This is a genomic window from Acerihabitans sp. TG2, from assembly GCF_035013185.1.
Lineage (GTDB): Bacteria > Pseudomonadota > Gammaproteobacteria > Enterobacterales > Enterobacteriaceae > Acerihabitans.
Genome location: NZ_JAYGJO010000035.1, coordinates 15,304 through 29,979, shown reverse-complemented (window position 1 = coordinate 29,979; position 14,676 = coordinate 15,304). Strand labels below are relative to the sequence as shown.

The following is a 14,676-nucleotide window of genomic DNA, read 5'->3' as shown; positions in this document are numbered from 1 at the left end:
CCATTCAACTCATTGATTCTTTGACGATTATAAGTTGACTACTGATTTTATGTACAGTAAATGGTTCCTTTTTATAATCGGGACTAAGCATGGCTGTACGTAAATCAGATAATGGAAAATGGATCAGCGATTTTTACTCCAACGGTAGGGACAGCAAACGCATAAGAAAAACGTTTGTGACTCGCGGCGAAGCAATGCGCTTTGAGAGAGAGCAGTTTGCCGCCGTTGGCAATGATATTCTCGATACGGCCCCGGCGGAAGCTGCGGCAAGGCGGTTAAGCGAGTTGGTGCAAGACTGGTACGATCTACACGGACGTTCGCTCAGTGATGGCGATGCGAGGCTAAAAAAATTGCAGGCATTATGTGAAAATCTGGGCGATCCCGATGCTCATATCATCAATCAGGAAATGTTTGCCAACTACCGGCAAAAACGCCTGGCCGGTGAGTTTTCCGCTAAGCCAAAACACGGCATGGTCAAGTTGCCGAAAGAGGCCACGGTTAATCGGGAACATGCCTACTTACGGGCAGTATTTAATGAGCTAAAACGCCTCGGGCATTGGAAACAATCTAACCCTCTGGATGGGGTGCGTTTGTTCCGGGAAAGCGAAAACGAGTTAACCTTCTTGTACGAGGAAGATATCAAACTTCTGCTGCGTGAGTGCGACAGTTCCGGCAATAAAGACCTCGGGTTGATCGTGCGCATCTGCCTGGCCACCGGCGCTCGCTGGAGTGAAGCCGAGCAATTAAAACAAGCTCAGGTCATGCCCTATAAGATCACTTACATCAATACCAAAAGCAAAAAAAACCGAACGGTGCCGATCTCAAAAGAGTTGTATAGCTTAATCCCCAAGAGAAAAGGGCGGTTATTTACCAATGCCTATGATGCTTTCGGGCAAGCTATCGACCGAACGAAATTAGTCTTGCCCACCGGTCAGTTAACCCACGTATTGCGCCATACTTTCGCCAGCCATTTTATGATGAACGGTGGCAATATTTTAGTTTTGCAGCAGATACTCGGGCATTCAACGATACAAATGACGATGCGCTATAGCCATTTTGCACCGGATCATTTGGATGCTGCGGTAAATTTAAATCCTTTTGATAAAATTTTCTTAAAAAACTAGGAGTAATTATGGAATGGGAAAAACTATTATCTGATAAACGTGAAGGTGTAGATACTCCTGAACTACCAAATAATATAAGGAGTGAATTTTACCGCGATTATGACAGGATCGTATTCTGTGCACCATTCAGAAGAATGGCAAGGAAAACACAAGTGCACCCCTTATCATTTAATGACCATATTCATAATCGTCTTACTCATTCTATAGAGGTTGGGAGTGTCGGACGAAGCTTGGGTTTTGCTATAGGTGACGCAATAAAAGATTTTTTGCCTCCCGGTGTAACTCCATCAACAATATCTTCTATTGTTCAAGCAGCATGCATGGCGCATGACATAGGAAATCCGCCTTTCGGGCATGCAGGTGAATATGCAATGAGGCAATGGTTTACGGAGAATATACAACTATTAAATACATCTTTGACTCAGCGACAAATGTCCGATTTTTTTTATTTCGAAGGAAATGCGCAAGGTTTAAGGGTTGTATCACGCACGGAAAATCATGTTAATAATGGAGGACTAAGGTTAACCAATGCAACACTAGGTGCTTTAGTTAAATACCCTTGGGGTTCAATTCATCCAAATACAAAAATAAAAGAGAAATTTAATGTATTTGATTCAGAACAAATTGCTTATGATAATTTATGTGATGATTTGGGTTTGATAAAAAAAGATGAAAAAGGCATGTATTCTAGACATCCTCTATCTTATTTAATGGAGGTCGCGGATGATATATGCTACAAAATAATAGATATTGAGGATGCGTTAGAATTAGGAGTATTGAGATTTAATGATATTGATGACATATTTAAACATATGTCTGGTGATAATAAAATAGTTGACTATGGCAACAGTTCCACCATCAGACAGAGAATTATACCTTACCGTTCAGCTTCAATTGATAATTTAATTCAATGTTCAGTAAAAGTCTTTATGGATAACTACGAGGATATTTTAAACGGAGTTTTCGAAGGTGATTTAATGGAAAAAATAGACGGTGATGCTAAAATTGGGTTGATGAAAGCTAAAGAGATTACACAGGAAAATATTTTTTCAACAAGGCGAAAAATAGAATTAGAAGTTGGTTCTTATGCAACTATTGAAGTATTGCTTGATTCATTTATTGAAGCGATTAATCATAAAATTGAATTAAAGAAAAAAATACCTTTTAAATCAAAAAGAATACTAGATCTTATTGGTCACCCAATAAGTGACGACATAAGTCATTATGATGGTTACTTAATGGTTACAGACTTTATCTCGGGTATGACAGATAATTATGCAACATTTATTGCTAAACAAATATCTGGTAATGCAAAATAAACTTGAAAAATGAGTTGCGTGGATGACTATTGTTAGTGATTCATTTGTCCAGTCCGCAACCGATTTCATTATTTACAGTGATTATCAATATTAAATTTACAACTTAAAAGTGAGGCATTGAGAAAAATTTAAGTACATCTTTCGATTGACTACCATAACCGCATAAGCCCAAATTAACCCACCATTATGATTTGTAACTGCCTGATTTACCGTAACTCTTTGATTCCATTATCCTGCTGAGGGTTTTTAAAATCCCTCGGCTTTATGGCTGTACGGGTTCAAGTCCCGTCCCGGGTACCACACCAGAATTCGTAATAAAAACAAAGTAGTATGATCAAGTTGATGCCGTCGTGAGACGGTTTTTTTATGCCTGCGATTTGGCTTTCATAATATCCTTTCATAATATTATTGCTGGGTCAGTCACTGCCAACCACTGGCACAATAGGGATTTTACGGTCATAGCGGGCGGTTTGTGATGCATTTTTATGGCCCGAAATGCTCTGTTTATCGTAGATGTTTCCCTTCAAATCGGATATGCCTTTAGCCTTCAAATCATGAAACGTAAAGTCAAAATCCAAATCGGGAAACCGAGCTTTTGCCTCATGTTTTGTCTTGAGCCAACGACTGTTAAATCCATCGCGGGTATATCGAGAACCCCCTGTTTGATGCAATACGAATATGCTACTCATTCCTGCGTTAAGCGGCAATTTCCCTGCGTTGTTAATCGCCGCGTGTAAACGGTCACTCCATCCCTTGATCTGGGCAACACCCGTTTTGCTTTGCTGGATCAGTATCCCTTCCTCAATCAGTTGGCTTTTCTTCATTTCTAGAATGTCCGCCTGTCTGGCACAGCAGAGATAAGCGAGTTCCATAGCGATCTGCACAATAGGCGGCGCGATGCTATAAAGCGCGTCATATTCTTGGTGCGTGATATAACGAGTCCTGGCACTTTCCTTGAACTGTTTTACGCCTTTGCTGGGATTCATTTTTACCAGCCCACGCTCATAGCCCCAGCGAAATACACGCGAAATAAACGCTTTTTCCCTATTGGCCTGGGTACGACTCTTCAGTCCTCGGCGATCCATGTATTTTCTTATGTGTTCGGGCTTGATTGCATCAGGTGACATCTGACCAAAAACCGCCAGCACCTTCTGCGAATACTTGCGGTAATCCCTTTGTGTCTCTACTGCCAGTTCAAAAAAATCGGTGGAGTTGAAAAATTTTCCCACTAAACCTTCAAAAATCGATTCGTCCTTGCGATTATTAATAAGATTTTCGTACGCAGTCCACACCTGGGCAGCGGTGGCGTCAAATCCACAAAGCCTTATCGCCCCGCCAGCGATAGGCTTGAATTCATAGGCGGAGCGGCCTCGGTAAGTGCGAGGCGGCATCCAGTTGTCCTGCGAATTTTTCCTCTTCCTTCCCATCAGTCCAATGCTCCAAAGTTTGGTTGAACACTTATGCCATCAGGCTGTTTATAGCGATGAGAAAGAGGATCGTTAAAATGCTGCCAGGTAGTACGCGGTCTGCCATCGCGGCGCGTGATGAAAAAAATCCCAGCCTCGCGCAATGTCTCACATTGTTTTGTCGGTATTCTATAGCCCGTAAGTGTCTCGATATCGGCATCACTAATGATGTCGTGATCGCTAACTTCGCTCATGTTTTACTCCCACGCGTTGCTATTTCAACATCCACTTTTGTTTTGCCACCCGGTGTTCGGACTTCACTATCGTACAAACACAGTGGGTTTTGTTTTGCGTTCCGATTGTTTAAGCCGCAAGCATTTCACTATTGATCTGATGAGCGAGGGTCATTTGCTCCGCGTCATTCATTGCGTCGTGAAGGGCACAGTGTTTAGTCATGGCGAAGCAAGGCTGGTGGTCTTTCACATATCCCCTAATGCCGCGTGTCATGGCGTCGATATAGGTGCGCACGTCACGCTTGCCGTTATAGCGCCAGGGGCATTCCACGCCGCACATCCGATAGGCGTGCTCCAGTATTGAGCCATCAAAATCGGTACCACGAAAAAATATACGCGCCTCGCGGTGCTGGGATATCCAGCCGCTAAGATGTAATAGCTGGGTGGCCAGGTTCTGCCGTTCTCCAACTAACGCCTCGTGGGCTTCTTCGCCCTGGGCGCGCCACCACTGCTGAGTTTCACTACTGACCGATCGACCCATCATTAATTGTTCAAAGGTGTCTACCAGACCATAAAAAGCCTGGGCGGAATAAAGGGCCAACTCAGGATCCCGTGCAACCTGCAAAATGGCGGTTTGCGTTTCGCTGGTGTTGGTCACATCAAAGGCAAAGCCACCAATAGACAGGATCACCGCCGAAGGTTTTACATCCATATCTTCGGTATCGATAACGATGGTATTAATCATGACGACATTTCCCCATACCTAAACTGAAAGTGAGCGGATCCGGTGCCTGTGCTGGCGGAAAAAGGGCGGCATACGTCAACCAGAACCTTATCTTCAGCCTTTCGAGTTGAAGAATCGACGCAGCCGCCAAAGGGACGACACATAGCAAATTTGAACAGATACCGAGATGTATTTGGTGAACTGAGTTTATTAAATACTAAACCTACAGGCAAGTAAAAAGTGAACAAATGATTAGTGTTCACTTTATTTTATTGTTAATTATATCTATTTTCTGTTTTTCGAGGGGGGAAAAGACTCAGATAAAACGTACTTTAGCTTCCACAACCACGCCAACAATTTTGCAATTCCCATTGATGGTTTGCATTTTATATTCAGGATTCAATGGCTTAAGGTATTTTTGGCCTGCATCGAGTATCAGCTTTTTAAACGTTGCCTCGTTTTCGTTCACTAGTTTTGCAACGACGAGACTGCCGTTAATCGGCTCCCGGTCCGGATCAACCAAGATGAGCATTCCTTCTGGCACACTTTGGCCGTTTGGCGATGTCATTGAATCACCTTTAACCGTCAACCAAAACGAATGGCTACTCACTTTTTCGGTGGTTTCCGGCCAGTCTTCAATTTCATTTAGGCGATAGGGTTCCAACGCTTCGAGCCATGCGCCAGCGCTCACCCAACTGATCAAGGGGTAAGAGCCTATGGCCTGGTGGTTTGATGCGAATTCGACATTGCGTTCTTGGCTATCGGTAGCGACGTCAAGGCTGCCTGGTGGCATCCCGTAATCCCTTTCCAAACGGCGCGCAGCGCGCTCCCCGAATGACCCTTTACCGTTGATAAGTTGAGAGAGATAACTCTTCTCTTTCTCCGGCAATGTCTTATTGGCAAACCATTCTTTGAGGCGTTTTTGCCTGATGTCTTTTATGTCCATACCTCTATTGTGATTAGTAAAAACTAAACAAGCAAATACTTGACGTTAAGTTTAGTGTTTAATAAACTCATGCTTTAAATAATGAGGTGCCTCATGAATCTTAAACATTACTTAGAACAACTGGAGCGAGGTGGGGTGAAGTCCCTTGCTGACAATATTGGGGTTTCCAGCTCGTTCTTGTCTCAGATGGCGTCGGGCCGTTGCAAAATTTCGCCAGCTCGCGCCGTGCTCATTGAGTCCGCCACAAATGGCCTCGTTAGCCGCAAAGAACTGCGCCCGGCGGATTGGATGAGTATCTGGCCCGAGCTGGTAATGGCTTAAGCGTAGCAAAACGCAGCATAAAACAAACTACCAAAGGAAAATCAATATGGTAGACATCAAAGCAACAGTAAAAGCGATGTGCAAAGTCTATCCCGGTGGCCGCGCGGCTATGGCGGGTGCCTTGGGCATGACGCAAACCCAGTTTAACAACAACCTGTATGAGAAAAACGGCTGTCGCTTCTTTGAGCATAACGAACTGGAAGCCATGGAAGATATCTCCGGCACCTCGCTGGTGGCTGAATATTTTGCCCGGCGTCGCGGTGGCATGTATGTCGATGTGCCGAAGTTTGAAGAGTTGGACCAGGTGGAGCTATTCAAGAAAAGCATTCGCACCGCTGCCGAACGCGGGCAGGTGGACCAGATTATCGAAAGGGCGTTAACCGATGGCGTGATCGATGCGGATGAAGCGGCGGATATTGAGTTTCACCATGCCAAACATTTGGCGGCGCGTGAGGAAGAGGTAAGGGCAATCCTGGCGCTGTTTGGCCGTAAAAAAGGATCGCGTATATGACCAGATTAGAAAAGTTGACGCCCCAGGTGTGCAGCCAAGGGCGTCGGCGTGACGAAAACAGTGTGTGGAGTCATCAACGCATGAACAGTGTAACGAAAAACGCTGGCCTACCGCAATTGCGTTGCAAAGCGATCGCCGGTCGAACCGATCCGGCGACATTTGCCTATGAGGTTATGGTAATGGGGCAGTGGTGTCGCAGCAACTACCAGTTTGCCTGCTGGGTGGTAGAGAACGGCCGGTGGCTGATCCGCGATTGCAGGGCGACCGTATGAGTATCAAATTAATGTCCCAGGTATGGGATGTGCAAAGCCTGACACAGCCACGCAAGATGCTGCTGCTGGCGGTGGCGGATTTTGCCAATGATGAAGGGTACAGCTGGCCATCGGTAGAAACATTGATGCGCAAATGCAGCTTTAAATCGGATAGCGGTGTGCGCCGGGCCCTGGCGGAACTGGCCGAGGCTGGCTGGTTAAGCAAAACCACACGCAGCGTTAAGGCTGCCAACGGTCGCCGGCAGCAGGGCAGTAATGCCTACCAATTAAACCTGGTCAGGCTGTTGGCCGAATCATTGATTGAGCCTGTACGCCGTACACCCTCAAAGCCGTTTATTCAGCCTGTACCGTATGAAGGCTCACAAGATGAAGGCTCATGCCATGAAGGTTCACCGGGTGAGGGTTCATACAACAACGAAAATCCGCATTTTGAGCCTGTACCCGGTACAGCCGATCCGTTAGTAAATTCAACACCAGATCCATCAAGTAAAAACACTCTTGGCCAACCGCCGGCGGCGGCCGCCCAGGATGGGGAATTTCAAAGCAAAATAATCACCGACCAAGCGATCCGGGTGCTGGAACACCTGAACAAACTTACCGGTGCCCGTTACACCAAAGCCAAAAGCACTCTGCAGAATATCCGCGCTCGGATCACCGAAGGTAATACCGTCGAAGAGCTAAACATGGTGGTGGAATACCTGGTGGACCGCTGGTTGGGCACCGAGTGGGCAAAATATCTCAATCCGGAAACGATGTTCCGCCCGTCTAAATTCAGCGGCAACCTGCTGGCCGCTCAGGCCTGGGACAACGAGGGCCGCAAGTCAAAACCCCAGAGCACAGCCACCACCGATAACGCGGAACGGGAAGCGGCTTACAAGCGTTATTTCAAACTGACGCTGGATAACAAATCCAAAAGCGCAGCAGAAACTGCCGCCCGCAAGGAAGCCGACGGTGCCAGCGTTAAAGCCATGCGTGCCGACTTCGCTAAAACCACTTGGAACAAAATCTGGACCGAATGCAACCAGCGTTTAAATGGGGGTAAAACCGCATGAGCCGTTTCAAACAAGAAGTCGCTGTCGCCGAAAAACTGGAAGGCATGCGCTTATGGCGCCGTGCCGCCCGTCAATGGTTAGTGGTGCTCGATATAACCCCGGTCTCGGAAGAACGTCTGCGTGATGTGTTTACCATGCGCCGCGCCAAGTGCATCACGCAGGGAAATTGCTTTTGTAATGATTATTCCGGCATCAGTGAAGCCCGGCTGGTGGATGATTCAGACCTGGGGGTGGCGGCATGAAATACCGTGTGATTTATGCTGATCCGCCCTGGAGCTATCGTGACGCCGCCAAAGCAGGTAAACGCGGCGCAGGTTTTAAATACCCGACCATGACGCTGACCGATCTCTGCCGGTTGCCGGTCTGGGATATGGCTGATCCCGATAGTTGTCTGCTGGCCATGTGGTGGGTGCCGACCATGCCGGTAGAAGCCCTAAAAGTGGTTGAATCCTGGGGGTTCCGGTTGATGACCATGAAGGGCTTCACCTGGCACAAGACCAATCGTAAAAAAGGCAATAGCGCCATCGGTATGGGCCATATGACCCGAGCCAATAGCGAGGACTGCCTGTTTGCGGTACGTGGCAAATTGCCGGCACGGATTAATGCCGCCATCTGCCAGCACCAGATATTCCCGCGCATGGAGCACAGCGCCAAACCGGCCGGCATTCGTGATTTGCTGGTGGATCTGCTGGGCGACGTGCCGCGCATTGAGTTGTTTGCTCGCGAACAGGCCGACGGCTGGCATAGCTGGGGCAATGAATGCCGTCAGTCAGTGCAGCTCCATGGCGGGAGGATGAGCGATGATTAAAGGCCCGTTAATCAGCAGCCAGCGTTACCTCGATCGGGACAATGTGGTCGATAAGGCCCTGCGGTTCAAAACATTTACCGTCATGGTTTACCCGGTCGTTTTGCGTGGCCGGCAATACACCATGCTAATGGACGGCCATCACAACTATGCCGCCGCCAAGCTGGCGGGCGTTGAACCAAACTACAAACCTGTGCCGAAAAAGCTGGCCAAGATCCTCAAAGGCATGACGGACCGGCAGATCGAGCAACTGCTAATTAACAACGTTACGGACAGTGAGATCTATTACGTCGAGACCGGCGAAATTGTTGAAGAGCTGGCGATGCTGGAGTTTTCATCATGATCCTTCTCCTGCCGTTCCCGCCCAGCGTTAATAGCTATTGGCGTTCGCCTAATACCGGTCCACTGGCTGGTCGACACCTTATTAGTTCCGATGGCCGCCGGTACCGGACCGCTGTATTCGCCTCGGTGGTTGAGCAGTTGCGCCGGATGCCCGTCGCGCTGGTGGATGAGTTAACGGTCTCGCTGGTGTTATGCCCGCCGGACCAGCGCCGCCGGGATCTGGATAACTGCTTTAAGGCGCTATTCGACGCGCTTACTCATGCCGGCATCTGGCAAGACGATAGTCAGGTTAAACGGCTAAGCGCCTGCTGGGGACCGATCACGAAACCTGGCCAGGTAAAAATAACCATCGGTGAATTTATCCGCGAGGAGGACAGCTTTGAATAATCCGTTAACCACCCTGGGCGCGGTCACCATGTCGAGCCGGGAAATCGCGCAACTGACCGATAAACGCCATCGCCACGTTTGCCGGGATATTGAAGTGATGTTGGCCGAGCTTAATGAACGCCTGCAGGGGTATGCCCAAATTTGGACACACCCCCAGAACGGCCAGCAATACCGGGAATACCGACTGGATCGCGAGCACGTTGAATGCCTACTTGCGGGGTACAGCGCTGTGCTGCGCATGAAAGTGATTCGACGCTTGCGGGAATTGGAGACCAAAGGCCAGATCCCGCAGTCGTATCCGGAAGCGTTACGCATGGCGGCCAATCTGGCAGAACAAAACCTGCAGTTGGAAAATCGGTTATCTATCGCGACACCTAAAGCGGAGTTTGTCGATCGTTATGTCACCGCCAGCGGTTCCATGGGATTCCGCCAGGTGGCGAAGTTGCTTAGCGCTAAAGAGCCTGACTTTCGCCTATTTCTGATTGAGCAGGGGATCATGTACCGGCTCGGCGGTGCGCTGGCGCCGTACCATCAGCACACCACTGCGGGGCGGTTCGAGGTTAAGACCGGCACCAGCGAAATTAGCAACCATGCCTTTAGCCAAACCCGGTTTACCGCAAAGGGCGTTAAGTGGGTCGCTGGGTTATGGGCTGAATATAAATCGCAGCGGGGTGCGGCGTGAGGGTTTTGCTAACTCCTTGCATACAGCGTGATCTTGGCCTGGTGCTATTCCGCCCCGGCGGTGAGCTGCTATCGATGTTTACCGCCGGCAGGGTACTTATCAGCAACGAGCCGGATTATATGAAGGTTTTGCCGCTGGGCCGGTTGGCTGATACCGCGCAGCAACTGGCGGTTGATCCGATGCTAAAGGCTTTTTTCACCGACTCCAGGGTTATCGATGCTGCTGGTGGCTTAACTACTCTGGAAGCTTGGCTTATGCGCGCGGATACCTGCCAATGGGCCACCACTGATTACCATAACCCGAATATGACCATGCTCCGCTATGGCAAGGGCGTGGTGCGGCTGTGTTGGCATCATGACCATACCTTACGGGATATGGCGCTGGATAAAATGGAGCACATCGCCACCCGCAACCTGGCGGACTGGATCCTTGATACCGCCAGGATGGCATTTATGTTTTCAGAGGACCACCAGATCACTTTGCCGGAATTGTGCTGGTGGGCGGCCCAGAACGAAGTTATTGCGGCTATGCCCGAAGGCCCAGCGCGTCGGGTGCTTAAGTGGCCAACGCCAGAACCAATCACATCGGTTATGCGGGAATCGGATATACGGCCGTCGGTGTCGGCCACCAGCGTTATTGAGGAAACCGCCAAGCAGGTATTGGCGTTAAAACTTGATCCAGAGTCACCGGAATCATTGATGCTGCGGCCAAAGCGCCGGCGCTGGGTGAATGAGCCCTATACCCGATGGGTAAAGTCCCAGCCCTGCGAGGGATGCGGCAACCGGGCAGATGATCCGCACCATATCATCGGTTACGGCCAGGGCGGGATGGGAACCAAAGCCCACGACCTCTTTGTGATAGCGCTGTGCAGGCGCTGCCACGATGAGTTGCATAGGGACATGCATGCATTTGAAGAAAAACACGGCAGCCAATTATTGATGCTGGTGCGGACGATAGACAAGGCGCTGGCGATTGGCGTTATTGCTACGGGCAAAAAATAAGAGTGTGGAGAAAACGATGCGAGATATTCAATTGGCATTAGAGCTGTGGGGTAGGTGGTCAAGGCAGCGTTTAGAAACTGACTATTCACCAATTGCGGCAGGTTTTAAAGGACTCATTATTGAAAAATGTGGCTATGATATTTGTAGCGATAATGATGCTATGATTATTGACTCGTGTGTCGCCCGATTAAAGCAAAAAAAAATCCATGAATACGAAATATTAGTGGATCATTATATTAAGGGGTGTTCAAAACGAAAGATTTCAAGGAAGAATAAATGTGACGAAAAAATAATTAGAATCAAATTACAGATGGCAGAAGGATTCATAGATGGCTGTTTATCTATGTTAAATTTTAAGCTTGAAATGCAAGGGTAATTTATAACTTGGCGGATTAATGGTCCGCCTTTTTGGTTAATGATTCCAATAGTTCCTTTCGCCTTTTCTCATCCTCAACCCTGTGAATTAATTTGCTTCTGAATTGTTGTATTTCATCCATCACTGAACTTATATAAAAGAAAGAGTAAAGTGATGATAGTATTAATCCGCCACAAACTGGAATAAAATATTTATATATACTTAAATTCTCGGGCAAGCTAAATAACCCTAAGGCAACAATCAATGCTGACAAGAAATAATATATAATTAAAGCCAGTAATCGTTTCTTTTTTATTTCTATAATAGGCCTTAATCTTCTTAATTCTGAACTTGTAAGAGAACTATGTTCATCCGATTCAGATAGTTTGTATAGTGCACTGGCACAGAAGCCAAAAGGAAATAATAATAATGTAATGAAAATCCAAGGAATAGGTGCAGTCTTTAGATTTATGAACGACGCAATATAATTAAAAATAAAAAAACCGAAGACAAAGACTGATATGAATTTAAAAAAATATAATTTGAAATTCATGATCAGCCTCCCATTCCATCAATTTTTTTGCTTATATTTCGCCTGCATATACTTTTGATACTAGCCACTTATGCATCTGTAAATATAGGTCATTTTCATCAATAAGTCCATTGTTGTATTGAACATTTACTTTCCCAGATAATTTCATATCTTGACCTTTTATCGTACCACCACCTTGGAGATCAATACTAATATCTTCATCATCTAGATGTCTTAGTGATGTCGCTAATGTGTCAAGAATTCGTTGCCCATCTTTTGTTGTCTTTCTGAAATATGTTATTTCTAAATTAACTTGAAGATTTGCATCATCAAGTGAATCTTCGAGTTTTAAATCATTAAACCATTTTTCACCAAAAGCGGCTTTAATAATGTCTCCACCTTTATCAGAAGGCATGAATTTTATTTTTCTAACTTTCTCAAGTGCAGGAATGTTTACAGTACTTTGAAGATTGACAGAATTTTTTGAAGAAACAGAAATAAATCCATCTGGTGTTTCTGTTTTGATGGGGATGCTTCCTAAATTAATTTTTTTAACTGGACTCTCCTGCATTTTTTTTATGGTTTCTGCTGTGGGGGTATCTTGAAGAATAAGAATGTTATCTTTTTTGAAGATAGTTCCAAAATTATGAATTAACCAATTTAGATGTATTTCGATATCTTTGGTTCTCAATGCGCTTGACTGAACAACAATGAAATGATTTTTTAATATTCCAAAGTAAAGAATAGAATCCACAAATTCACGCTTAATTTTTTCTTTATCTTCATTAGTTATATTATCATCACCATCTAGCTTAATCTGCTGAGATGTTATGGCATTAATATCATAAAAACTTACATCATCACTAATAGTCATCAACGCTTGACTTTTACCTTGTTCGAATAAAATCAGTTGACCAAATAAAATTGTCTCGAATGTTTTGCTTCGATTAATCAAGCGATAGCCTGAATCTGCGTCTGTAGGGCTTATCTGTTCTCGCCTGGCACCGACCTTATGAGCGGCGCCATCAATAGAAATTATTGATTCGACGATTTCCTGTAAGGATGCATTACATTCGGGTAACACAGCCCTTTTGTAGTGGATGATTTTCTGGCGACTCTCTTTCGACATTATATTCCCTTAACGAAGGTTTTAAACAGCATGCAGCGAACGAAAAAGAACTTTAAATTCCATTTAAAACAATTGGTTATATTGTAAAGTTCAATTTCTGAATTTTTGCATTCAGTTAAGTTTCCGTTAAGATATCGGAAAAGTATCGAAAAATCATTAACGCGGTCCGCAAAATTTCATATAACGTGTTAAGAATAGTCGCTTTGAGGCATTGTTACCTCAGATCAAAAGTTTTGAACAAAAATTCATTTGCATCAAAATCTCTCAAGAATTTCAAGCCCATAGTTATATCAAGGCTTCTTTCAAAGTGAAATGGGCGACGACCTCGATGCGCTAACACCGAAATCGTCATTCACCCATGATAGCGGATCACAGGCGAACCATGGCCCATTGCTGATGTGCACACAGCGGGAATGAGCCTATCAAAAATGGAACCTCTGGTCTATGAAAAATACTGTTAATTTAAACAGTCCTAAGCTCGTTAACGCCGATTCCCTCGACTACATCAAAACCCTCCCCGACAACTGCATTGACCTTATTGCCACCGATCCGCCGTACTACCGGGTCAAGGCGTGCCAATGGGATAACCAGTGGGATAACGTCGAGAATTATTTAGCCTGGCTAGATGACATGCTGGCCGAGTTCTGGCGAGTCCTTAAACCTGCGGGCAGCCTGTATCTGTTCTGCGGTTCGCGGCTGGCGTCCGATACCGAGCTGTTAGTTCGCCAGCGCTTTGAGGTGCTCAACCATATTATCTGGGCCAAACCCAGTGGCAAATGGAACGGCTGCCGCAAAGAAGATTTGCGGTCGTTCTTCCCGGCTACCGAGCGGGTTATCTTTGCCGGCCATTATGGTGCCGAAGGTTTTGCCAAAGGGCAGGTGGGTTATGCGGTGAAATGCCAGGCGTTAAAAGCGCAGGTGTTCAAACCGCTGATAGATTATTTCCGTGATGCCCGCACTGCCTTGAATATTTCCGCCGCTGACATTAACACTGCCACCGGCACGCAGATGTGTTCGCACTGGTTTTCCGAAAGCCAATGGCAATTGCCAAAGCCAGAGCAATACGCCGCGCTGCAGCAGTTGTTCGACGAAAAGGCGCGGTTACTCAATACAGCTAAACGGTTAGACACGCCGCATAGCCGTTTGTTTGAACAGTATGAGACGTTGAAGAAAACCTATGGCGGTCTGGCTACGGAATATGAATCGCTGCGTCAGCAATACCAGCGGTTGCGCCGATCGTTCGCCGTGACGAAGGACGTGCCTTATACCGATGTTTGGACATTCCCACCAGTGCAGGCATACCCCGGTAAGCATCCCTGTGAAAAGCCTGCCGATATGATGCGTCATATCATCCAGGCAAGCAGCCGGCCCGGCGACACGGTGGCGGATTTCTTTATGGGATCCGGCGCAACGATAAAAGCGGCATTGGCGCTTGGGCGTGGCGCCATTGGCGTAGAGTTGGAAGAAGAACGCTTTCTGCAGACTAAAGCTGAAATCGGGAAAACTTTTCCGCAGGCGTAAAGAGATAGACCCCG

20 protein-coding genes are annotated in these 14,676 nt (G+C 46.6%); 14 read left to right on the top strand and 6 right to left on the bottom strand.

Annotated elements, in window-relative coordinates:
* The first annotated feature begins 89 nt into the window (after window positions 1-89).
* Window positions 90-1,124: a tyrosine-type recombinase/integrase gene (locus SJI19_RS21880; protein ID WP_323480384.1), complete on the top strand. Its 1,035-nt coding sequence runs from the start codon at window positions 90-92 to the stop codon at window positions 1,122-1,124.
* 8 nt (window positions 1,125-1,132) lie between these two features.
* Window positions 1,133-2,443, top strand: a complete 1,311-nt coding sequence (locus tag SJI19_RS21875) for a deoxyguanosinetriphosphate triphosphohydrolase (protein ID WP_323480383.1) — start codon at window positions 1,133-1,135, stop codon at window positions 2,441-2,443.
* Between the two features lie 416 nt (window positions 2,444-2,859).
* Here SJI19_RS21875 and SJI19_RS21870 read toward each other — a convergent pair whose 3' ends face one another.
* The 4 genes from SJI19_RS21870 to SJI19_RS21855 form a co-directional block, all read right to left on the bottom strand.
* Window positions 2,860-3,870 (bottom strand): tyrosine-type recombinase/integrase, encoded by a 1,011-nt coding sequence (locus SJI19_RS21870; RefSeq protein ID WP_323480382.1) that lies wholly within the window; start codon window positions 3,868-3,870, stop codon window positions 2,860-2,862.
* Window positions 3,870-4,103, bottom strand: a complete 234-nt coding sequence (locus SJI19_RS21865) for a DUF4224 domain-containing protein (RefSeq protein ID WP_323480381.1) — start codon at window positions 4,101-4,103, stop codon at window positions 3,870-3,872. The genes SJI19_RS21870 and SJI19_RS21865 overlap by 1 nt, the downstream gene beginning before the upstream one ends.
* Window positions 4,104-4,212: 109 nt before the next feature.
* Window positions 4,213-4,827: a 3'-5' exonuclease gene (locus SJI19_RS21860; RefSeq protein WP_323480380.1), complete on the bottom strand. Its 615-nt coding sequence runs from the start codon at window positions 4,825-4,827 to the stop codon at window positions 4,213-4,215.
* 295 nt (window positions 4,828-5,122) lie between these two features.
* On the bottom strand, window positions 5,123-5,752 hold the full coding sequence (locus SJI19_RS21855) for a S24 family peptidase (protein ID WP_323480379.1): 630 nt from the start codon (window positions 5,750-5,752) through the stop codon (window positions 5,123-5,125).
* A 93-nt stretch (window positions 5,753-5,845) separates the two neighbouring features.
* Here SJI19_RS21855 and SJI19_RS21850 point away from each other — a divergent pair, with 93 nt between their 5' ends.
* The 11 genes from SJI19_RS21850 to SJI19_RS21800 are packed head-to-tail and all read left to right on the top strand — an operon-like array spanning window position 5,846 to window position 11,501.
* On the top strand, window positions 5,846-6,073 hold the full coding sequence (locus tag SJI19_RS21850; protein WP_323480378.1) for a transcriptional regulator: 228 nt from the start codon (window positions 5,846-5,848) through the stop codon (window positions 6,071-6,073).
* 46 nt (window positions 6,074-6,119) lie between these two features.
* On the top strand, window positions 6,120-6,584 hold the full coding sequence (locus SJI19_RS21845) for a YmfL family putative regulatory protein (protein ID WP_323480377.1): 465 nt from the start codon (window positions 6,120-6,122) through the stop codon (window positions 6,582-6,584).
* Window positions 6,581-6,856, top strand: coding sequence for a hypothetical protein (locus tag SJI19_RS21840; RefSeq protein WP_323480376.1), 276 nt, complete (start codon window positions 6,581-6,583; stop codon window positions 6,854-6,856). The genes SJI19_RS21845 and SJI19_RS21840 overlap by 4 nt, the downstream gene beginning before the upstream one ends.
* Window positions 6,853-7,908, top strand: a complete 1,056-nt coding sequence (locus SJI19_RS21835) for a conserved phage C-terminal domain-containing protein (protein WP_323480375.1) — start codon at window positions 6,853-6,855, stop codon at window positions 7,906-7,908. The genes SJI19_RS21840 and SJI19_RS21835 overlap by 4 nt, the downstream gene beginning before the upstream one ends.
* On the top strand, window positions 7,905-8,150 hold the full coding sequence (locus SJI19_RS21830) for a PerC family transcriptional regulator (protein WP_323480374.1): 246 nt from the start codon (window positions 7,905-7,907) through the stop codon (window positions 8,148-8,150). The genes SJI19_RS21835 and SJI19_RS21830 overlap by 4 nt, the downstream gene beginning before the upstream one ends.
* Entirely contained in the window at window positions 8,147-8,716 is a 570-nt protein-coding gene (locus SJI19_RS21825; RefSeq protein ID WP_323480373.1) for an MT-A70 family methyltransferase, read from the top strand. Before SJI19_RS21830 ends, SJI19_RS21825 begins: the two co-directional genes overlap by 4 nt.
* A complete protein-coding gene (locus tag SJI19_RS21820; protein ID WP_323480372.1) occupies window positions 8,709-9,056 on the top strand; it encodes a chromosome partitioning protein ParB in 348 nt (115 codons plus the stop codon). The genes SJI19_RS21825 and SJI19_RS21820 overlap by 8 nt, the downstream gene beginning before the upstream one ends.
* Entirely contained in the window at window positions 9,053-9,442 is a 390-nt protein-coding gene (locus tag SJI19_RS21815) for a RusA family crossover junction endodeoxyribonuclease (protein WP_323480371.1), read from the top strand. The genes SJI19_RS21820 and SJI19_RS21815 overlap by 4 nt, the downstream gene beginning before the upstream one ends.
* Window positions 9,435-10,124: a phage antirepressor KilAC domain-containing protein gene (locus SJI19_RS21810; protein ID WP_323480370.1), complete on the top strand. Its 690-nt coding sequence runs from the start codon at window positions 9,435-9,437 to the stop codon at window positions 10,122-10,124. Before SJI19_RS21815 ends, SJI19_RS21810 begins: the two co-directional genes overlap by 8 nt.
* Window positions 10,121-11,125 carry a DUF968 domain-containing protein gene (locus SJI19_RS21805; protein WP_323480369.1) on the top strand — a complete coding sequence of 335 codons (1,005 nt, stop codon included), beginning with the start codon at window positions 10,121-10,123 and terminating at the stop codon, window positions 11,123-11,125. The genes SJI19_RS21810 and SJI19_RS21805 overlap by 4 nt, the downstream gene beginning before the upstream one ends.
* 16 nt (window positions 11,126-11,141) lie before the next feature.
* A complete protein-coding gene (locus tag SJI19_RS21800; protein WP_323480368.1) occupies window positions 11,142-11,501 on the top strand; it encodes an antiterminator Q family protein in 360 nt (119 codons plus the stop codon).
* Window positions 11,502-11,517: 16 nt separating this feature from the next.
* Here SJI19_RS21800 and SJI19_RS21795 read toward each other — a convergent pair whose 3' ends face one another.
* Together SJI19_RS21795 and SJI19_RS21790 are read right to left on the bottom strand one after the other, a co-directional pair.
* The gene (locus tag SJI19_RS21795; protein ID WP_323480367.1) at window positions 11,518-12,033 is read right to left on the bottom strand and encodes a hypothetical protein; all 516 of its coding nucleotides are present in this window, start codon (window positions 12,031-12,033) and stop codon (window positions 11,518-11,520) included.
* Between the two features lie 31 nt (window positions 12,034-12,064).
* Window positions 12,065-13,141, bottom strand: coding sequence for a hypothetical protein (locus SJI19_RS21790; protein ID WP_323480366.1), 1,077 nt, complete (start codon window positions 13,139-13,141; stop codon window positions 12,065-12,067).
* A 444-nt stretch (window positions 13,142-13,585) separates the two neighbouring features.
* Here SJI19_RS21790 and SJI19_RS21785 point away from each other — a divergent pair, with 444 nt between their 5' ends.
* Window positions 13,586-14,662 carry a site-specific DNA-methyltransferase gene (locus tag SJI19_RS21785; protein WP_323480365.1) on the top strand — a complete coding sequence of 359 codons (1,077 nt, stop codon included), beginning with the start codon at window positions 13,586-13,588 and terminating at the stop codon, window positions 14,660-14,662.
* The last annotated feature ends 14 nt before the right edge of the window (window positions 14,663-14,676 follow it).